This window comes from Pseudomonas sp. PDM03 (genome assembly GCF_014852385.1).
Classification (GTDB): domain Bacteria; phylum Pseudomonadota; class Gammaproteobacteria; order Pseudomonadales; family Pseudomonadaceae; genus Aquipseudomonas; species Aquipseudomonas migulae.
Genome location: NZ_JACVBM010000024.1, coordinates 47878 through 62988 on the forward strand (window position 1 = coordinate 47878; position 15111 = coordinate 62988).

Genomic DNA, 15111 nt, shown 5'->3' on the forward strand with positions numbered 1-15111 from the left:
ATGAACGCGACGCCAGCCATTGCTGATGATTTGATCGTTATCGGCAAGATTTATTCTGTTCATGGCGTTCGCGGCGAAGTGAAGGTGTATTCCTTTACTGATCCGACTGAAAACCTGTTGCAGTACAAAACCTGGACGCTCAAGCGCGAAGGCAATGTGAAACAGGTCGAGCTGGTCAGCGGACGCGGGAGCGACAAGTTCCTGGTCGCAAAGCTCAAGGGTCTTGATGATCGTGAAGAAGCGCGTCTTCTGGCCGGTTATGAGATCTGCGTGCCGCGCAACCTGTTCCCTGAATTGACCGACGGCGAGTACTACTGGTACCAGCTGGAAGGTCTGAAGGTTATTGATCACCTTGGGCAATTGCTCGGGAAAATCGATCATCTTCTGGAAACCGGCGCCAATGATGTAATGGTGGTCAAGCCTTGCGCTGGCAGCCTGGATGATCGCGAACGCCTGTTGCCCTATACGGAGCAATGTGTGTTGGCTGTCGACCTTGCCGCAGGCGAGATGAAGGTGGATTGGGACGCGGACTTCTAAGCGTGGCTAACTTGCGCGTAGAAGTGATCAGTTTGTTTCCCGAGATGTTCTCCGCCATCAGCGAGTACGGCATCACCAGTCGGGCGGTGAAACAGGGGCTCTTGCAGCTCACCTGTTGGAATCCGCGAGACTACACGACGGATCGACATCACACTGTGGACGATCGCCCATTTGGCGGTGGCCCGGGCATGGTGATGAAGATCAAGCCCCTGGAAGATGCTCTGGTTCAGGCCAAGGCAGCAGCCGGGGAGGCGGCGAAGGTGATTTACCTGTCCCCCCAAGGCCGTCAACTGACTCAGTCGGCGGTACGCGAGTTGGCGAATCTGGATGCATTGATCCTGATTGCCGGCCGCTATGAAGGCATTGACGAGCGTTTTATTGATGCTCATGTCGATGAAGAGTGGTCGATTGGCGACTATGTACTGTCTGGCGGCGAGCTGCCGGCGATGGTCCTGATCGATGCGGTTACACGACTGCTGCCTGGAGCTTTAGGGCATGCGGACTCCGCCGAGGAAGATTCCTTTACGGATGGTTTGCTGGATTGCCCGCACTACACCCGACCGGAGGTGTATGCGGATCAGCGTGTTCCCGACGTATTGCTAAGTGGCAATCACGCGCACATCCGGCGTTGGCGTTTACAGCAGTCCCTTGGTAGGACCTTTGAACGACGCGCCGATCTTCTGGAAAGCCGCTCGCTTTCTGGAGAAGAGAAGAAGCTGCTCGAGGAATACATCCGCGAGCGGGACGATAGTTAACAACGTATCGATGGTAAGTCCGTTGATTTACCTTAGGAGCACAGCATGACTAACAAAATCATCCTTGCACTCGAAGCAGAGCAGATGACCAAAGAGATCCCTACCTTTGCCCCGGGCGACACCATTGTCGTTCAGGTGAAAGTGAAGGAAGGCGACCGTTCGCGTCTGCAAGCGTTCGAAGGTGTTGTTATCGCCAAGCGTAACCGCGGCGTAAACAGTGCTTTCACCGTTCGTAAAATCTCCAACGGTGTTGGCGTAGAGCGTACTTTCCAGACCTACAGCCCGCAAATCGACAGCATGGCCGTTAAACGTCGCGGTGACGTACGTAAAGCCAAGCTGTACTACCTGCGTGACCTGTCCGGTAAAGCAGCTCGCATCAAGGAAAAACTGGCTTAAGTCCAGCTTCCGATGCAGAAAAAAGCAGCCTACGGGCTGCTTTTTTGTTGCCCGCCATTTATCCCGGAATTTCGTTTCAGGCTGTAGACCCATGACCGCTCGTGAGCAAGAAATCGAACGCCGCACCGAACTCTCGGTGAGCCGCGTGACCAAGGCGGTTTTCCCGTCGACCACCAACCACCACAACACCCTGTTCGGCGGCACTGCGCTGGCCTGGATGGATGAAGTGTCATTCATCACCGCCACCCGCTTTTGCCGGCTACCGTTGGTGACCGTTTCCACGGACCGTATCGACTTCAATCACGCAATCCCTGCCGGCTCCATCGTTGAACTGGTCGGGCGGGTGATCAAGGTCGGCAACACCAGCCTCAAGGTCGAAGTTGAAGTATTTGTTGAAAGCATGAGCTGTGATGGTCGCGAGAAGGCGATTCATGGGCAGTTCAGCTTTGTGGCGATTGATGAAGACAAGCGGCCGGTGCCGGTGTTGCCTGGGTTTGCCGCCTGACGCGGGACCGAGGTGTGGCCTTCGCGGGCAAGTCGGGTCGCCGCACCGCTCGCTCCTGCAGGTATTAAGTAGACCCTTTTAGGAGCGTGGCTTGCCCGCGAATCGATCTATCAGGCGCCGCCGACCTGCGGTTGAATCAACGCCAGCAACGACCACCCCGCCGAAGGCTTCAACGGACTGTCCGGCGTCGCGACATGCACCCATCCGCTGTCATTGCGAGCGAACAGCAATGCCGCGCGCTCCCCGTGCAGCGCCCGGTAATCCTCCCTGCCGAACCCCTCCGTCAGAGTTGTGCTGTACAGCTCGGCCCCCTGATGCAGCAGATTAGCCAGTTTGTTGTAGGTCAGTTCCTCAACTCCGCCGAAGGTCGGCAGGCCTTGGCTCAAGCCGTCACCCGACGTACGGGCGATGATGAAGCTGTACACCACTACGGCGAGGAGGGCGCCGATAGGGTCGATGACGATGCCTTCCCAACGCAGGATGTTGGCAATCGAGGCTTTGGGGGCGCCACACCAATACCGCCAAAAGCCAACAGAATCTGTTGCTCGTTCATTGAGTCTTCCTGTTCCTTGAAGTAGCGGGCTATGAAAGACTAGCGGTGGTTTTTACTGTTCACCTTTTTTTCGCGCGCAGTCTCAAGACTGCATGTTTCGAGTGCCCATGCCTGCCATCGATCATCCACTGATAGACCAATTCCTCGACGCGTTATGGCTGGAGAAAGGCCTTTCCGACAACACTCGCGATGCTTATCGCAGTGACCTGGCCTTGTTTAATGGCTGGCTGCAGGAGAAGGGACTGGAGTTGATCAACGCCGGTCGCGAGCTGATCCTCGATCACCTGGCCTGGCGCCTGGAGCAGAATTACAAACCCCGTTCCACTGCGCGATTTCTCTCGGGTGTTCGAGGTTTTTATCGTTATCTGTTGCGGGAAAAGTTGATCGCGGTCGATCCGACGTTACGCGTTGATATGCCTCAACTCGGTAGGCCATTGCCAAAATCCTTGTCGGAAGCCGATGTGGAAGCACTGCTGAAGGCGCCGGATCTGAGTGAAGCGATCGGCCAGCGTGACCGCGCCATGCTCGAAGTACTGTACGCCTGCGGTTTGCGGGTGACGGAACTGATCAGCCTGACGCTGGAGCAGGTCAACCTGCGCCAGGGCGTGCTGCGGGTGATGGGCAAGGGCAGCAAGGAGCGGCTGGTGCCGATGGGCGAAGAGGCGATTGTCTGGGTCGAGCGTTACATGCGCGACGCCCGCGGCGAGCTGCTCGGCGGGCGGCCGAGCGATGTGCTGTTCCCCAGTCAGCGCGGCGAACAGATGACCCGCCAGACGTTCTGGCACCGCATCAAGCATCAGGCCAAGGTTGCCGGGATTGGCAAATCGCTGTCGCCGCACACGCTGCGTCACGCGTTCGCCACGCACCTGCTCAACCATGGCGCCGACTTGCGAGTGGTGCAGATGCTGCTCGGCCATAGCGACCTGTCGACCACTCAGATCTACACCCACGTTGCCCGGGCACGCTTGCAGGACCTGCATGCCAAACACCATCCGCGTGGATGATCACAATCCCTACAAGGATCGCGGCGTTTTCGCTGGGCGGGCGTTGTCTTGTCACCCCACATTCGGCCACACAGCCCTTATGTGGTAGGCTTTGCCGGTTTGCACGATGGGCGGTTATGACCCGGTGTTTCGGCACGGGCGTTCTGGTCGTCCCATTTGTCCGCCTTCAGGAGTTCTCATGCGTCTGACCCAGATTTTCGCCGCCGCAGCCATTGCGTTGGTCAGCACCCTTGCCGTCGCCGATGATGCGGCCGACAAAGCCATTCGTAAAAGCCTGGAAACCCTCCAGCTCGAAGTGCCGGTAGAAAGCATTTCCGCCAGTCCGCTGCCGGGCCTGTATGAAGTCAAACTGCAGGGCAGCCGCGTGCTGTATGCCAGTGCCGACGGTCAATACGTGGTTCAGGGCTACATGTTTCAGCTCAAGGACGGCAAGCCGGTCAACCTGACCGAAAAAGCTGAACGCCTGGGCATTTCCAAGCTGGTCAACGCCATTCCTGTTGCGGAAACCGTGGTCTACCCGGCCATCGGCGAAACCAAATCGCACATCACCGTGTTTACCGACACCACCTGCCCGTACTGCCACAAGCTGCATGCCGAAGTGCCTGAGCTGAACAAGCGCGGCATCGAAGTGCGCTACGTCGCGTTCCCGCGCCAGGGCCTGGGCTCGCCGGGTGACGAACAGCTGCAAGCGGTCTGGTGCTCGAAAGACAAGAAAGCGGCCATGGACAAAATGGTCGACGGCAAGGAAATCAAGGCCGCCAAGTGCGATAACCCGGTTTCCAAACAGTTCGCCCTCGGTCAGTCGATTGGCGTGAACGGCACACCGGCCATCGTTTTGGCCGACGGTCAGGTCATTCCGGGCTACCAGCCTGCGCCACAAGTCGCCAAACTGGCGCTGGGCGCGAAGTAAATTCGCATCGTCACGGCCAGCCTTTGACGATCATGGTCCGGCGGCAACATTTGCCGGGCCATTAATAGAGAGCCGCGAGCATGCGGCTGTTTTCACGGCCGGCCTTGAGTCGGCCGTTTTATGGGGAGTTCACAGTGAAACCGGTCAAAGTAGGCATCTGTGGGTTAGGGACCGTCGGTGGCGGTACCTTCAACGTACTTCAGCGCAACGCCGAGGAAATTGCTCGTCGTGCCGGGCGTGGAATCGAAGTGGCACAAATTGCCATTCGCACGCCAAAGCCTCAGTTCCAAACGACCGGTATTGCGATTACCAACGATGTCTTCGAAGTGGCCACGAACCCTGAGATCGACATCGTTATAGAGCTGATGGGCGGCTACACCGTTGCCCGCGAGCTGGTACTCAAGGCCATCGAGAATGGCAAGCATGTGGTCACCGCGAACAAGGCGCTTATCGCCGTTCACGGTAATGAAATTTTCGCCAAGGCTCGCGAGAAGGGCGTGATCGTTGCGTTCGAAGCGGCCGTGGCCGGTGGTATTCCGGTGATCAAGGCGATCCGTGAAGGCCTGTCCGCCAACCGGATCAACTGGGTCGCCGGCATCATCAACGGCACCGGCAACTTCATCCTCACCGAGATGCGCGAGAAGGGTCGCACCTTCGAAGACGTACTCGCCGAGGCGCAGGCCCTGGGTTACGCCGAAGCCGATCCGACCTTCGACGTTGAAGGCATCGACGCGGCCCACAAGCTGACGATCCTGGCCTCCATCGCGTTCGGCATTCCGCTGCAATTCGACAAGGCCTACACCGAAGGCATCACCAAGTTGACCACGGCTGACGTGAACTACGCCGAAGCGCTGGGCTATCGCATCAAGCACCTGGGCGTCGCTCGCAGCACGGCGGCTGGCATCGAGTTGCGCGTGCACCCGACGTTGATCCCGGCCGATCGCCTGATCGCCAACGTCAACGGCGTGATGAACGCGGTGATGGTCAACGGTGACGCTGCCGGTTCGACCCTGTTCTACGGCGCCGGTGCCGGCATGGAGCCGACCGCTTCGTCGGTGATCGCCGACCTGGTAGACGTGGTTCGCGCCATGACTTCCGATCCGGAAAACCGCGTGCCGCACCTGGCCTTCCAGCCGGATTCGCTGTCGGCGCATCCGATCCTGCCGATCGAAGCCTGCGAAAGCGCTTACTACTTGCGCATTCAGGCCAAGGACCATCCGGGCGTGCTGGCTCAGGTCGCGAGCATCCTGTCGGAGCGTGGCATCAACATCGAATCGATCATGCAGAAAGAAGTCGAAGAGCATGACGGTCTGGTGCCGATGATCCTGCTGACCCACCGTGTGCTGGAACAGCACATGAACGACGCGATTGCCGCCCTCGAAGCCCTCACGGGCGTGGTCGGTCCGGTTGTACGGATCCGCGTCGAGCACCTGAACTAAGCCGTTATCGTTCACCGGGCCTGCGTGCGGGCCCGGGTTTGCGAACACTGTCCATTGGAGTCAGTCATGCGTTATATCAGCACCCGCGGCCAGGCACCGGCCCTGAATTTCGAAGACGTCCTGCTGGCCGGTCTGGCCACTGACGGCGGTTTGTACGTCCCGGAAAACCTGCCACGTTTCACCCAGGAAGAAATCGCTTCCTGGGCCGGCCTGCCGTATCACGAACTGGCCTTCCGGGTGATGCGCCCGTTCGTCACCGGCAGCATTCCTGATGCCGATTTCAAAAAGATTCTTGAAGAAACCTATGGCGTGTTCTCGCACAACGCCGTGGCACCGTTGCGTCAACTGAACGGCAATGAGTGGGTGCTGGAGCTGTTCCACGGCCCGACCCTGGCGTTCAAGGACTTCGCCCTGCAACTGCTCGGTCGCCTGCTTGATTACGTGCTGGAAAAGCGCGGTGAGCGCGTGGTGATCGTCGGCGCCACTTCCGGTGATACCGGTTCGGCCGCCATCGAAGGCTGCAAGCACTGCGAAAACGTCGACATCTTCATCCTGCACCCGCATAACCGCGTATCGGAAGTGCAGCGTCGGCAGATGACCACGATCTTCGGCGAGAACATCCACAACATCGCCATCGAAGGCAACTTCGATGACTGCCAGGAAATGGTCAAGGCGAGCTTCGCCGACCAAAGCTTCCTCAAGGGCACGCGTCTGGTGGCGGTGAACTCGATCAACTGGGCGCGGATCATGGCCCAGATCGTCTACTACTTCCACGCAGCCCTGCAACTGGGTGGCCCGGCGCGTTCGGTGTCGTTCTCGGTGCCGACCGGCAACTTCGGCGACATCTTCGCCGGTTACCTGGCGCGCAACATGGGCCTGCCGATCAACCAGTTGATCGTCGCCACCAACCGCAACGACATCCTGCACCGCTTCATGAGCGGCAATCAGTACGTCAAGGAAACCCTGCACGCCACGTTGTCGCCGTCGATGGACATCATGGTGTCGTCGAACTTCGAGCGTCTGCTGTTCGACCTGCACGGTCGCAACGGCGCGGCGATTGCCGGGTTGATGGATTCGTTCAAGCAGGGCGGCGGCTTCAGCGTTGAACAGGAGCGTTGGACCGAAGCGCGCAAGCTGTTCGATTCGCTGGCTGTGGATGATGCGCAAACTTGCGAAACGATTGCTGAGGTTTACGAGCAGACGGGTGAGTTGCTGGATCCGCACACGGCTATCGGTGTGAAGGCTGCGCGTGAATGCCGTCGTAGTCTGGATATTCCGATGGTGATCCTTGGCACTGCGCACCCGGTCAAATTCCCGGATGCGGTTGAGAAGGCAGGCGTGGGTAAAGCGCTGGAGTTGCCTGTTCACCTTGCCGATCTGTTTGAGCGGGATGAGCGTTGCACGGTGTTGCCGAATGATCTTAAGGCTGTACAGGCTTTTGTCAGTCAGCATGGGAATCGTGGGAAGCCGTTGTAATCGGTTGGATTGATTGGGGGCATATCCGTTGCTGCGGTGAGGGCGGCTATTGGTTTCGCTTTTACAGCGAGTCACTTTGGAAAAGCCCCAAAGTAACCAAAGGGCTCTTGCCCCTTTCGTTCGGTGCCTCGCCTAGGCTCGGCATGCCCTCGCTCCGGTCCTGCTCCGTGGGCCCGCCGCCATCGGCCATCCATGGCCGGGGGCGGCTACCGCGGCATCCCTGCCGCGGTGCCCACTGCGCAGAACCTCCACTCGGCCTCTCGAGGGGGCGACTACCGCCACAGCCGCCGAGGCGGCCTGAAAGCCGACCTGGCTCTTCGGTTGTTCGCGTTGTCCTTCTTTGATGCGTTCACTCATTCCGGACTGTGCACCACTCCCCTGTAGGGGCCGGCTTGCTGCGGGCGGCGTTCCGACGATGGCATCCGTCCAGTCAATAAATGTGCTGACTGACCCACCGCTATCGCCAGCAAGCCGGCTCCTACACGGTGATTGGGTTCACACGATTCAAAATTGTAGGAGCCAGCTTGCTGGCGATGGGCGTCAACGATAACGCGGGCTGTCTGAATGAACGCGTTGTCCGGTCGTTTTTCGCGGGCAAGCCTCGCTCCTACAGGGAATCGCGTACGCTTTTGATTTCCACCACTCATCAGGCCGAGCGTTAGCTCGCCTTGCGCTTTTGATCTGAGCGCCCCCTCGAGAGGCCGAGCGCAGGTTCTGCGTAGTGGGCAACCCGGCATGGATGCCGGGTTAGCCGCCCCCGGCCATGGATGGCCGATGGCGGCGGGCCCACGGAGCAGGACCGGAGCGAGGGCATGGCGAGCCTTAGCGAGCCACCGAACGAAAGGGGCAAGAGCCCTTGGTTACTTGGGGCTCTTCCAAGTGACTCGCCGTAAGGGCGAAACCAATAGCCGCCCTCACCGAAGAAACGGATATTCACCCGATCCCGATCCCGATCCCGATCCCGATCCCAACCAACCACCAAAACCCAAGCCATACACAAACCTGTCATCTACCCCATGCATGCTCTACCCACCAGAGACGCCGACGCGCCTGCACCTGGAATCCAGAACTTTCTTCTCGGGCCAATGGTCACTTAATGTGAACACGCCCCAGGCACTTTGTTTTCGGACTATTGAGTGGTGATCGAGATGGAAAGTATCAATCTATTGCTCGGTGAGGCTCTGAGCCCGTACCAGGTAACGTTGACCCCCTCAGGCGCTCACGGCGAATGCCTGGTGACACTGAAGAGCACAACCGGCGCCATCGTGGTCGAGCGGGAGTTCAATCAGGCCCAGTTGACCGACAAACGTCTGCTCACAGATGTGGTCGACGGCTTGCATCGCGATCTGATGATTGCCGAAGGACGCCTGGAACCCTGCGTTATCGCGGCATTGCGCAATGCTGCACAGGACAAGGTCGTGGCCCGCAGTAATTGAATTGTCTTTTGTGGGAACCTTCCTGGACCCAGGTCAGTCAGAGCATGTAACAGCAAGATCAAGCATTGTGCTCCGGTGCTTGTAGTCGTGCTGCCACTGGTCTTTTTGTAGACCACGTTTAACCCCGAGATGTCTCCCCACTTCTCGGGGTTTCTTTTTGCCCGCGATTTGTCATTCCAGCGCCTGTTGCTCGAAATACTTCCTGGATTCTTCCAGATAGGCACCGCGACTTTCCGGGTCGAGCCACGCGGCGTACGCCTCGCTCAAGCGATCGTGAGGCATTTTTCGCAGCAATTGATTGATCTCGACAATCGCCTGCCGACCTTTGGGCGTGTCGGTGCAGCCAATGTAACCGGACAAGAATTTCTCGGCGCCGCGAATCGGGTAGAACTGCAATTCATCCTCGGCGATCCCTTGCTGTTGGGCCTGATAGCGGATTTCCGGGCGGTATCCCAACAGCAGCCGCAAGCGCCCCAGGCGTTGCATCTGCAACAGGCTGCCCAAGGCGTCGTTGCCGTAGTGCGGGGTCAGCGAGTCAGGTGGTGCCTGTTTGAGCAGCGCGTCGAGGTAATCACCATAGTTACGCTCGGCGATAATGCCCAACTTCTCGCCGCCGCTCGCCAGGAAGGCCGCCAGGTCCAGTTCACCGTCCTGGATGAAGGGGGCAAGCGTCCCACTGTCAACGCGCCGCACGGCGACGCCGTTACTCATGGCCCGAAACACCGGAATGGAAAACGCGATCCAGCGTTCGCGTTCCTTGCTCCGGTTCAACGCCGCATCGCAGGTAAGGGACGGCTCGTGGAGCATTTGCAAGGCGCGAGCACGGTTGACTCGCATCAAGGTGTGTTCGTATTGCGGCATGCCGGCGATCAACAGCGGCAACAGTTGGTCGATGACGCCCAGGCCCTTTTTCGGTCCTTCGAAAATCGTCAGCGGTGGCAGATCCCGCAACAGCCAGATCATGGTTTCCTTGGGCTGCGCCATCGCCGACGAGGTCGGACCGATGAGCAAGGCTATCGCCGCGAGCGCACACATCACCCTCCTGCCGTGCGACAGGCAGTCTGTGATGAGCAGCGAAAGCAGGCGTTTCAGCTTAGATGGCCCCGTCTTCACGCAGCTTTGCGATCTGTTCCTTGTCGTAGCCAAGATCGTTGAGTACCTGCGCATTGTGTTCGCCCAACTGCGGCCCGACCCATTGCGAACTGCCGGGTGTCTCTGAGAGTTTCGGCACAATTCCCGGCATCTTGAAATCTTTGCCGTCCGGCAGCTTCGCCTTCAGGAACATTTCCCGAGCCAGGTACTGCGGATCACTGAACATGTCTTCGGCGCTGAAGATCCGGCTGGCGGGGACATCAGCCTGATTCAACTGCTCGATGACGGTGTCCAGCGGCAGCGCATTGACCCAGCGATCAATCACCCCATAAATCTCGTCGCGACGGCTGTCACGTCCGTCATTGCTGGCCAGCGCCGGGTCGTTGGCCAGGTCTTCACGGCCAATGATCAGCATGAATCGCTTGAAAATCGCATCGCCATTGGCGCCGATCTGCACATGTTTGCCGTCGGCGCTGGTGTGGATCGAGGAGGGCGTGATGCCCGGCATGATGTTGCCGGTGCGTTCGCGAATGAAGCCGAACACGTCGAACTCCGGGACCATGCTTTCCATCATGGCGAAGATCGCTTCGTACAGCGCCACATCCACCACTTGACCCAGACCGCCATTGACCTCGCGATGACGCAAAGCCATCAGCGCACCGATCACGCCCCAGAGCGCCGCAATCGAGTCGCCGATGGAAATCCCGGTGCGTACCGGCGGTCGGTCCTCAAACCCGGTGATGTAGCGCAGGCCGCCCATGGATTCACCGACCGCACCAAAACCTGGCTGATCCTTCATCGGCCCGGTCTGGCCGAAACCCGAAAGGCGCACCATGACCAGTTTCGGGTTCAGTGCGTGCAGGACGTCCCAACCCAGACCGAGTTTTTCCAGCACGCCGGGGCGAAAATTCTCGATGAGGATGTCCGCTTCACTGAGCAGCTTTTTCAGGATTGCCAGGCCGTCCGGGTGTTTCAGGTTCAAGGTCAGGGACTTCTTGTTGCGTGCCTGAACGAACCACCACAGCGACGTGCCTTCATACAACTTGCGCCATTTGCGCAACGGATCACCACCGTCGGGGGATTCGATCTTGATGACCTCGGCACCGAATTCGCCGCAAATACGCGAGGCAAACGGCCCGGCGATCAACGTGCCCAATTCGATGACTTTCAGACCTGAGAGGGGTTTGGCGGTGAACGGCATGCTGGATCCTGTAGGACAAAGGCTTGGCTGATAGAGCGTTTTAGCACAGCCCGCCGTCAGTCGCTCAAGGTTGATGGCCGCGAAGCCTGCCGCATCGGTTAGACTTGCCGCCTTTCCACGTATCAAGAAGCCCGTTCATGGCCCAGCCGTCCACGACCTACAAGTTTGAACTGAACCTTACCGACCTCGACCGCAGCGTTTACGAGACGGTGAAGCAGACCATCGCCCGTCACCCTTCGGAAACCGAAGAGCGCATGACCGTGCGGCTGCTGGCCTACGCCTTCTGGTACAACGAGCAGCTGTCGTTTGGCCGTGGTCTGTCAGACGTGGATGAACCCGCCCTGTGGGAAAAGAGCCTGGATGATCGCGTCCTGCACTGGATCGAAGTCGGTCAGCCCGACGCCGACCGTCTGACGTGGTGCTCGCGTCGCACCGAGCGCACCAGCCTGCTGGCCTATGGCAGCTTGCGCGTCTGGGAAACCAAAGTGATCCCGGCGATCAAGAACCTGAAAAACGTGCACATCGCTGCTGTGCCGCAGGAAGTCTTGGAAACCCTGGCCAAAGACATGCCACGCGTTATCAAGTGGGACGTGATGATCAGCGAAGGGACGATTTTCGTCACCGACGATCGTGGTCAGCACGAAGTCCAGTTGCAGTGGCTGAGCGGCGAACGCGGCTGATTTTTCGCCACGTCATCCGGTTTTATCCTACGTATTCAAGAGAAGTACCTGTCACCCCATGCGCATCGAACCTCGCCTGTTGCCCGACACCCTGCCATTCCTCGGTGACCTGCCGCCGCTGCTGACCCGTCTGTACGCGGCGCGGGGCGTGGTTTCAGAGGCTGAACTGGACAAGAGCCTGGCGCGGCTGATTCCGTTCCAGCAGCTCAAGGGCATCGATGCTGCGGTGGATTTGCTGGTGACCGCGCTGGAGCAGCGTCAGCGGATTCTGATTGTCGGCGACTTCGACGCCGACGGCGCAACGGCCAGTACCGTGGGCATGTTGGGCTTGCGTCTGCTGGGCGCGGCTCACGTTGATTATCTGGTGCCGAATCGATTCGAGTATGGCTACGGCCTTACGCCCGAAATCGTTGAGGTGGCGCTGACCCGCACGCCGCAGCTGCTGATCACCGTGGACAACGGCATCTCCAGCGTTGAAGGCGTGGCGGCGGCGAAAAAGGCTGGCCTCAATGTGCTGGTCACCGACCACCACTTGCCGGGCGATGAATTGCCGCTGGCCGATGCCATCGTCAATCCCAACCAGCCAGGCTGTGGTTTTCCGAGCAAGGCACTCGCCGGCGTCGGGGTGATCTTCTACGTGCTGATGGCCCTGCGCGCGCGCCTGCGCAGCCTTGGCTGGTACGAGAGCAGGCCGCAGCCGAACATCGGCGAGTTGCTGGACCTGGTGGCCCTCGGCAGCGTCGCTGACGTGGTGCCGCTGGACGCCAACAACCGGATTCTCGTCCACCAAGGCCTCGAGCGAATCCGCGCCGGACGTGCGCGGCCGGGGATCAAGGCGATCCTCGAAGTGGCGAAGCGTGATCATGCGCGCATCACGTCCACGGATCTGGGGTTCATTGTCGGCCCGCGCCTGAACGCGGCGGGGCGCCTGGATGACATGAGCCTGGGCATCGAATGCCTGCTCACCGAAGACGCCGGGCTCGCCCGGGAAATGGCTGTCCAACTGGACGGCATGAACCAGGACCGCAAATCCATCGAGCAGGGCATGCAGCGCGAGGCGCTGGCCCAACTCAAGGATTTGCCGGTGGAATCGATGCCGTTCGGCCTGTGCCTGTTTGATCCCGAGTGGCACCAGGGTGTCATCGGCATCCTCGCCTCGCGTATGAAAGAGCGCTATTTCCGTCCGACCATCGCCTTTGCCGATGCAGGCGATGGCATGCTCAAAGGCTCGGGGCGTTCGGTGCAGGGCTTCCATATTCGCGACGCCTTGAGCGTGGTGGCGGCTCAGCACCCAAATTTGATCAGTAAGTACGGTGGCCACGCCATGGCGGCAGGCTTGACCTTGCCGGAAGCGAATTTTCCGCTGTTCGCCGAAGCTTTTGACGCTGAAGTGCGTAGGCAATTGCGCGAAGAAGACCTGACCGGGCGACTGCTGTCGGACGGGACTTTGGCTGTCGAAGAATTTCACCTCGAACTGGCCCGTGCTTTGCGGCATGCCGGTCCTTGGGGTCAACACTTCCCGGAGCCGTTGTTCCATGGTGTGTTCCAGTTGGTCGAACAACGGGTTGTTGGCGAACGGCACCTCAAAGTGGTGCTGAAAAGCGAATGCGGCTCGGTGAAGCTGGACGGCATCGCGTTCGGAATCGACCGCGATATCTGGCCGAACCCGACCATCAAATGGGTGGAACTGGCCTACAAACTCGACCTCAACGAGTTTCGCGGGAATGAGACGGTCCAGTTGATGATTGCCCACATAGAACCGCGTTGACGCTATCGCCAGCAAGCTGGCTCCTACAGGAGTCGGCTTGCCGGCGATGGCGATCTATATGACACCCGATTCATCTGAACCCTTCACCATCCCCCAATGTCGACTAGGCTCTAAGCACTGCTTGATTTTCCTTGTGACGTCTTGTCGAATTTTTTGCCCGCGGGGGCGGGTGCTGTACCTTTTTCCTGTCACTCGTCGACTTTCAAACAGAACCCTGGAGCCTGCCCACTGATTCGAGAGGTGCCCCATGAGTCTGCTGCTTGAACCCTATACCCTTCGCCAATTGACCCTGCTCAACCGCATCGCGGTGTCACCGATGTGCCAGTATTCGAGTGTCGATGGCCTGGCCAATGACTGGCACCTGGTTCATCTCGGCAGCCGTGCTGTCGGTGGGGCCGGTCTGGTTTTTACTGAAGCCACGGCAGTGACGGCCGATGGACGCATCACCGCCGAAGACCTCGGCTTGTGGAATGACGAACAGATCGAACCCCTGCAACGCATCACGCGTTTCATCGCCGCCCAAGGCGCTGTCGCCGGTATTCAACTGGCCCACGCCGGGCGCAAGGCCAGCACCCATCGGCCGTGGATCGGCAAGCACGGTAGCGTCAAACCTGAAGATGGTGGCTGGACGCCGGTCGGTCCTTCGCCCATTGCCTTCGACCCACAGCACACACCACCGAAGCAGCTGAATGAGAGTGAAATTGCCGAGGTCATCCAGGCGTTCGTTGATTCAGCGAAACGGGCGCTGATCGCCGGTTTCAAAGTCGTCGAAGTTCACGCGGCCCATGGTTACCTGTTGCATCAATTTCTATCGCCCTTGAGCAATCAGCGGCGCGATCAATACGGTAGTTCGTTCGAGAATCGAATTCGGCTGGTGCTGCAAGTCACCGAAGCGGTGCGTGCGGTGTGGCCCGAGGAGTTGCCGGTGTTCGTACGGGTTTCGGCCACCGATTGGGTGGAAGACGGCTGGAATCCGGATGAAACCGTTGAACTGGCGCGTCGCCTCAAAGATTTGGGCGTGGACCTGATCGATGTGTCGTCGGGCGGCACGGCGGTCAACGCGGAAATTCCTACAGGCCCCGGTTATCAAACCCGCTTCGCCGAACGAGTGCGCAAAGAGTCAGGCATCGCCACCGGCACCGTAGGAATGATCACCGAACCGGCCCAGGCCGAGCACATTCTGCGCACCTGTCAGGCGGACATTATCTTCCTCGCCCGTGAGCTGCTGCGTGACCCCTACTGGCCATTGCATGCGGATGATGATTTGGGTGGGCACAAAGCCATTTGGCCGGCGCAGTATCAACGCGCAACGCATCGGGATCAGCCGATTCATGAGTCGGATTTGCGTGACTGAGTGAT

General features: G+C 59.3%; 14 protein-coding genes and 2 pseudogenes. 12 read left to right on the forward strand and 4 right to left on the reverse strand.

Going from position 1 to position 15111, the window contains the following annotated elements; all coding sequences use genetic code 11:
- The 4 genes from rimM to IB254_RS25625 all read left to right on the forward strand — a co-directional run bounded on the left by rimM (position 1) and on the right by IB254_RS25625 (position 2193).
- Positions 1–537 (forward strand): ribosome maturation factor RimM, encoded by a 537-nt coding sequence (gene rimM / locus IB254_RS25610; RefSeq protein WP_008025598.1) that lies wholly within the window; start codon positions 1–3, stop codon positions 535–537.
- Positions 538–539: 2 nt separating this feature from the next.
- Entirely contained in the window at positions 540–1292 is a 753-nt protein-coding gene (trmD, locus tag IB254_RS25615) for a tRNA (guanosine(37)-N1)-methyltransferase TrmD (RefSeq protein WP_007897583.1), read from the forward strand.
- Positions 1293–1337: 45 nt separating this feature from the next.
- Complete coding sequence (gene rplS / locus IB254_RS25620; RefSeq protein WP_003175895.1) at positions 1338–1688, forward strand: 50S ribosomal protein L19; 351 nt, start codon at positions 1338–1340, stop codon at positions 1686–1688.
- 91 nt (positions 1689–1779) lie between these two features.
- Positions 1780–2193 carry an acyl-CoA thioesterase gene (locus IB254_RS25625; protein WP_008025600.1) on the forward strand — a complete coding sequence of 138 codons (414 nt, stop codon included), beginning with the start codon at positions 1780–1782 and terminating at the stop codon, positions 2191–2193.
- Positions 2194–2303: 110 nt separating this feature from the next.
- On the opposite strand, the pseudogene IB254_RS30020 reads toward IB254_RS25625, so the two are convergent.
- Positions 2304–2552: pseudogene (locus IB254_RS30020) on the reverse strand (sodium:proton antiporter); the annotation flags it as partial.
- A pseudogene (locus IB254_RS30025) lies at positions 2547–2696 on the reverse strand (hypothetical protein); the annotation flags it as partial. The pseudogenes IB254_RS30020 and IB254_RS30025, both read right to left, overlap by 6 nt.
- Before the next feature lie 157 nt (positions 2697–2853).
- Here IB254_RS30025 and xerD point away from each other — a divergent pair.
- The 5 genes from xerD (at position 2854) to IB254_RS25655 (ending at position 9011) form a co-directional block, all read left to right on the forward strand.
- Complete coding sequence (xerD, locus tag IB254_RS25635; protein WP_008025604.1) at positions 2854–3750, forward strand: site-specific tyrosine recombinase XerD; 897 nt, start codon at positions 2854–2856, stop codon at positions 3748–3750.
- Between the two features lie 178 nt (positions 3751–3928).
- Positions 3929–4660, forward strand: a complete 732-nt coding sequence (dsbC, locus tag IB254_RS25640) for a bifunctional protein-disulfide isomerase/oxidoreductase DsbC (RefSeq protein ID WP_192228458.1) — start codon at positions 3929–3931, stop codon at positions 4658–4660.
- A gap of 134 nt (positions 4661–4794) precedes the next feature.
- Positions 4795–6099 carry a homoserine dehydrogenase gene (locus tag IB254_RS25645; RefSeq protein ID WP_032828598.1) on the forward strand — a complete coding sequence of 435 codons (1305 nt, stop codon included), beginning with the start codon at positions 4795–4797 and terminating at the stop codon, positions 6097–6099.
- A gap of 66 nt (positions 6100–6165) precedes the next feature.
- Complete coding sequence (thrC, locus tag IB254_RS25650) at positions 6166–7575, forward strand: threonine synthase (RefSeq protein WP_008025609.1); 1410 nt, start codon at positions 6166–6168, stop codon at positions 7573–7575.
- A 1148-nt stretch (positions 7576–8723) separates the two neighbouring features.
- Positions 8724–9011, forward strand: a complete 288-nt coding sequence (locus tag IB254_RS25655; protein ID WP_192420165.1) for a DUF3509 domain-containing protein — start codon at positions 8724–8726, stop codon at positions 9009–9011.
- Between the two features lie 171 nt (positions 9012–9182).
- Here the strand turns inward: IB254_RS25655 and IB254_RS25660 are convergent, their stop codons facing one another.
- Together IB254_RS25660 and IB254_RS25665 are read right to left on the reverse strand one after the other, a co-directional pair.
- A complete protein-coding gene (locus tag IB254_RS25660) occupies positions 9183–10046 on the reverse strand; it encodes a TIGR02285 family protein (protein WP_225602499.1) in 864 nt (287 codons plus the stop codon).
- A 58-nt stretch (positions 10047–10104) separates the two neighbouring features.
- Positions 10105–11304 (reverse strand): CaiB/BaiF CoA transferase family protein, encoded by a 1200-nt coding sequence (locus IB254_RS25665; protein ID WP_192420169.1) that lies wholly within the window; start codon positions 11302–11304, stop codon positions 10105–10107.
- A 137-nt stretch (positions 11305–11441) separates the two neighbouring features.
- On the opposite strand from IB254_RS25665, the gene IB254_RS25670 reads away from it, so the two are divergent.
- The 3 genes from IB254_RS25670 (at position 11442) to IB254_RS25680 (ending at position 15106) form a co-directional block, all read left to right on the forward strand.
- Entirely contained in the window at positions 11442–11984 is a 543-nt protein-coding gene (locus tag IB254_RS25670; RefSeq protein ID WP_007944886.1) for a YaeQ family protein, read from the forward strand.
- A gap of 58 nt (positions 11985–12042) precedes the next feature.
- Entirely contained in the window at positions 12043–13752 is a 1710-nt protein-coding gene (gene recJ / locus IB254_RS25675) for a single-stranded-DNA-specific exonuclease RecJ (RefSeq protein WP_192420171.1), read from the forward strand.
- 247 nt (positions 13753–13999) lie between these two features.
- Positions 14000–15106, forward strand: coding sequence for an NADH:flavin oxidoreductase/NADH oxidase (locus IB254_RS25680; protein WP_008029680.1), 1107 nt, complete (start codon positions 14000–14002; stop codon positions 15104–15106).
- Positions 15107–15111: the final 5 nt, after the last annotated feature.

Bases quoted from the DNA above. Each gene is read 5' to 3' on its own strand.
- rimM (WP_008025598.1), top strand. From the start codon at position 1: ATGAACGCGACGCCAGCCATTGCTGATGATTTGATCGTTATCGGCAAG.
- rplS (WP_003175895.1), top strand. From the start codon at position 1,338: ATGACTAACAAAATCATCCTTGCACTCGAAGCAGAGCAGATGACCAAA.
- IB254_RS25625 (WP_008025600.1), top strand. From the start codon at position 1,780: ATGACCGCTCGTGAGCAAGAAATCGAACGCCGCACCGAACTCTCGGTG.
- xerD (WP_008025604.1), top strand. From the start codon at position 2,854: ATGCCTGCCATCGATCATCCACTGATAGACCAATTCCTCGACGCGTTA.
- dsbC (WP_192228458.1), top strand. From the start codon at position 3,929: ATGCGTCTGACCCAGATTTTCGCCGCCGCAGCCATTGCGTTGGTCAGC.
- thrC (WP_008025609.1), top strand. From the start codon at position 6,166: ATGCGTTATATCAGCACCCGCGGCCAGGCACCGGCCCTGAATTTCGAA.
- IB254_RS25655 (WP_192420165.1), top strand. From the start codon at position 8,724: ATGGAAAGTATCAATCTATTGCTCGGTGAGGCTCTGAGCCCGTACCAG.
- IB254_RS25660 (WP_225602499.1), bottom strand. From the start codon at position 10,046: ATGTGTGCGCTCGCGGCGATAGCCTTGCTCATCGGTCCGACCTCGTCG.
- IB254_RS25665 (WP_192420169.1), bottom strand. From the start codon at position 11,304: ATGCCGTTCACCGCCAAACCCCTCTCAGGTCTGAAAGTCATCGAATTG.
- IB254_RS25670 (WP_007944886.1), top strand. From the start codon at position 11,442: ATGGCCCAGCCGTCCACGACCTACAAGTTTGAACTGAACCTTACCGAC.
- recJ (WP_192420171.1), top strand. From the start codon at position 12,043: ATGCGCATCGAACCTCGCCTGTTGCCCGACACCCTGCCATTCCTCGGT.
- IB254_RS25680 (WP_008029680.1), top strand. From the start codon at position 14,000: ATGAGTCTGCTGCTTGAACCCTATACCCTTCGCCAATTGACCCTGCTC.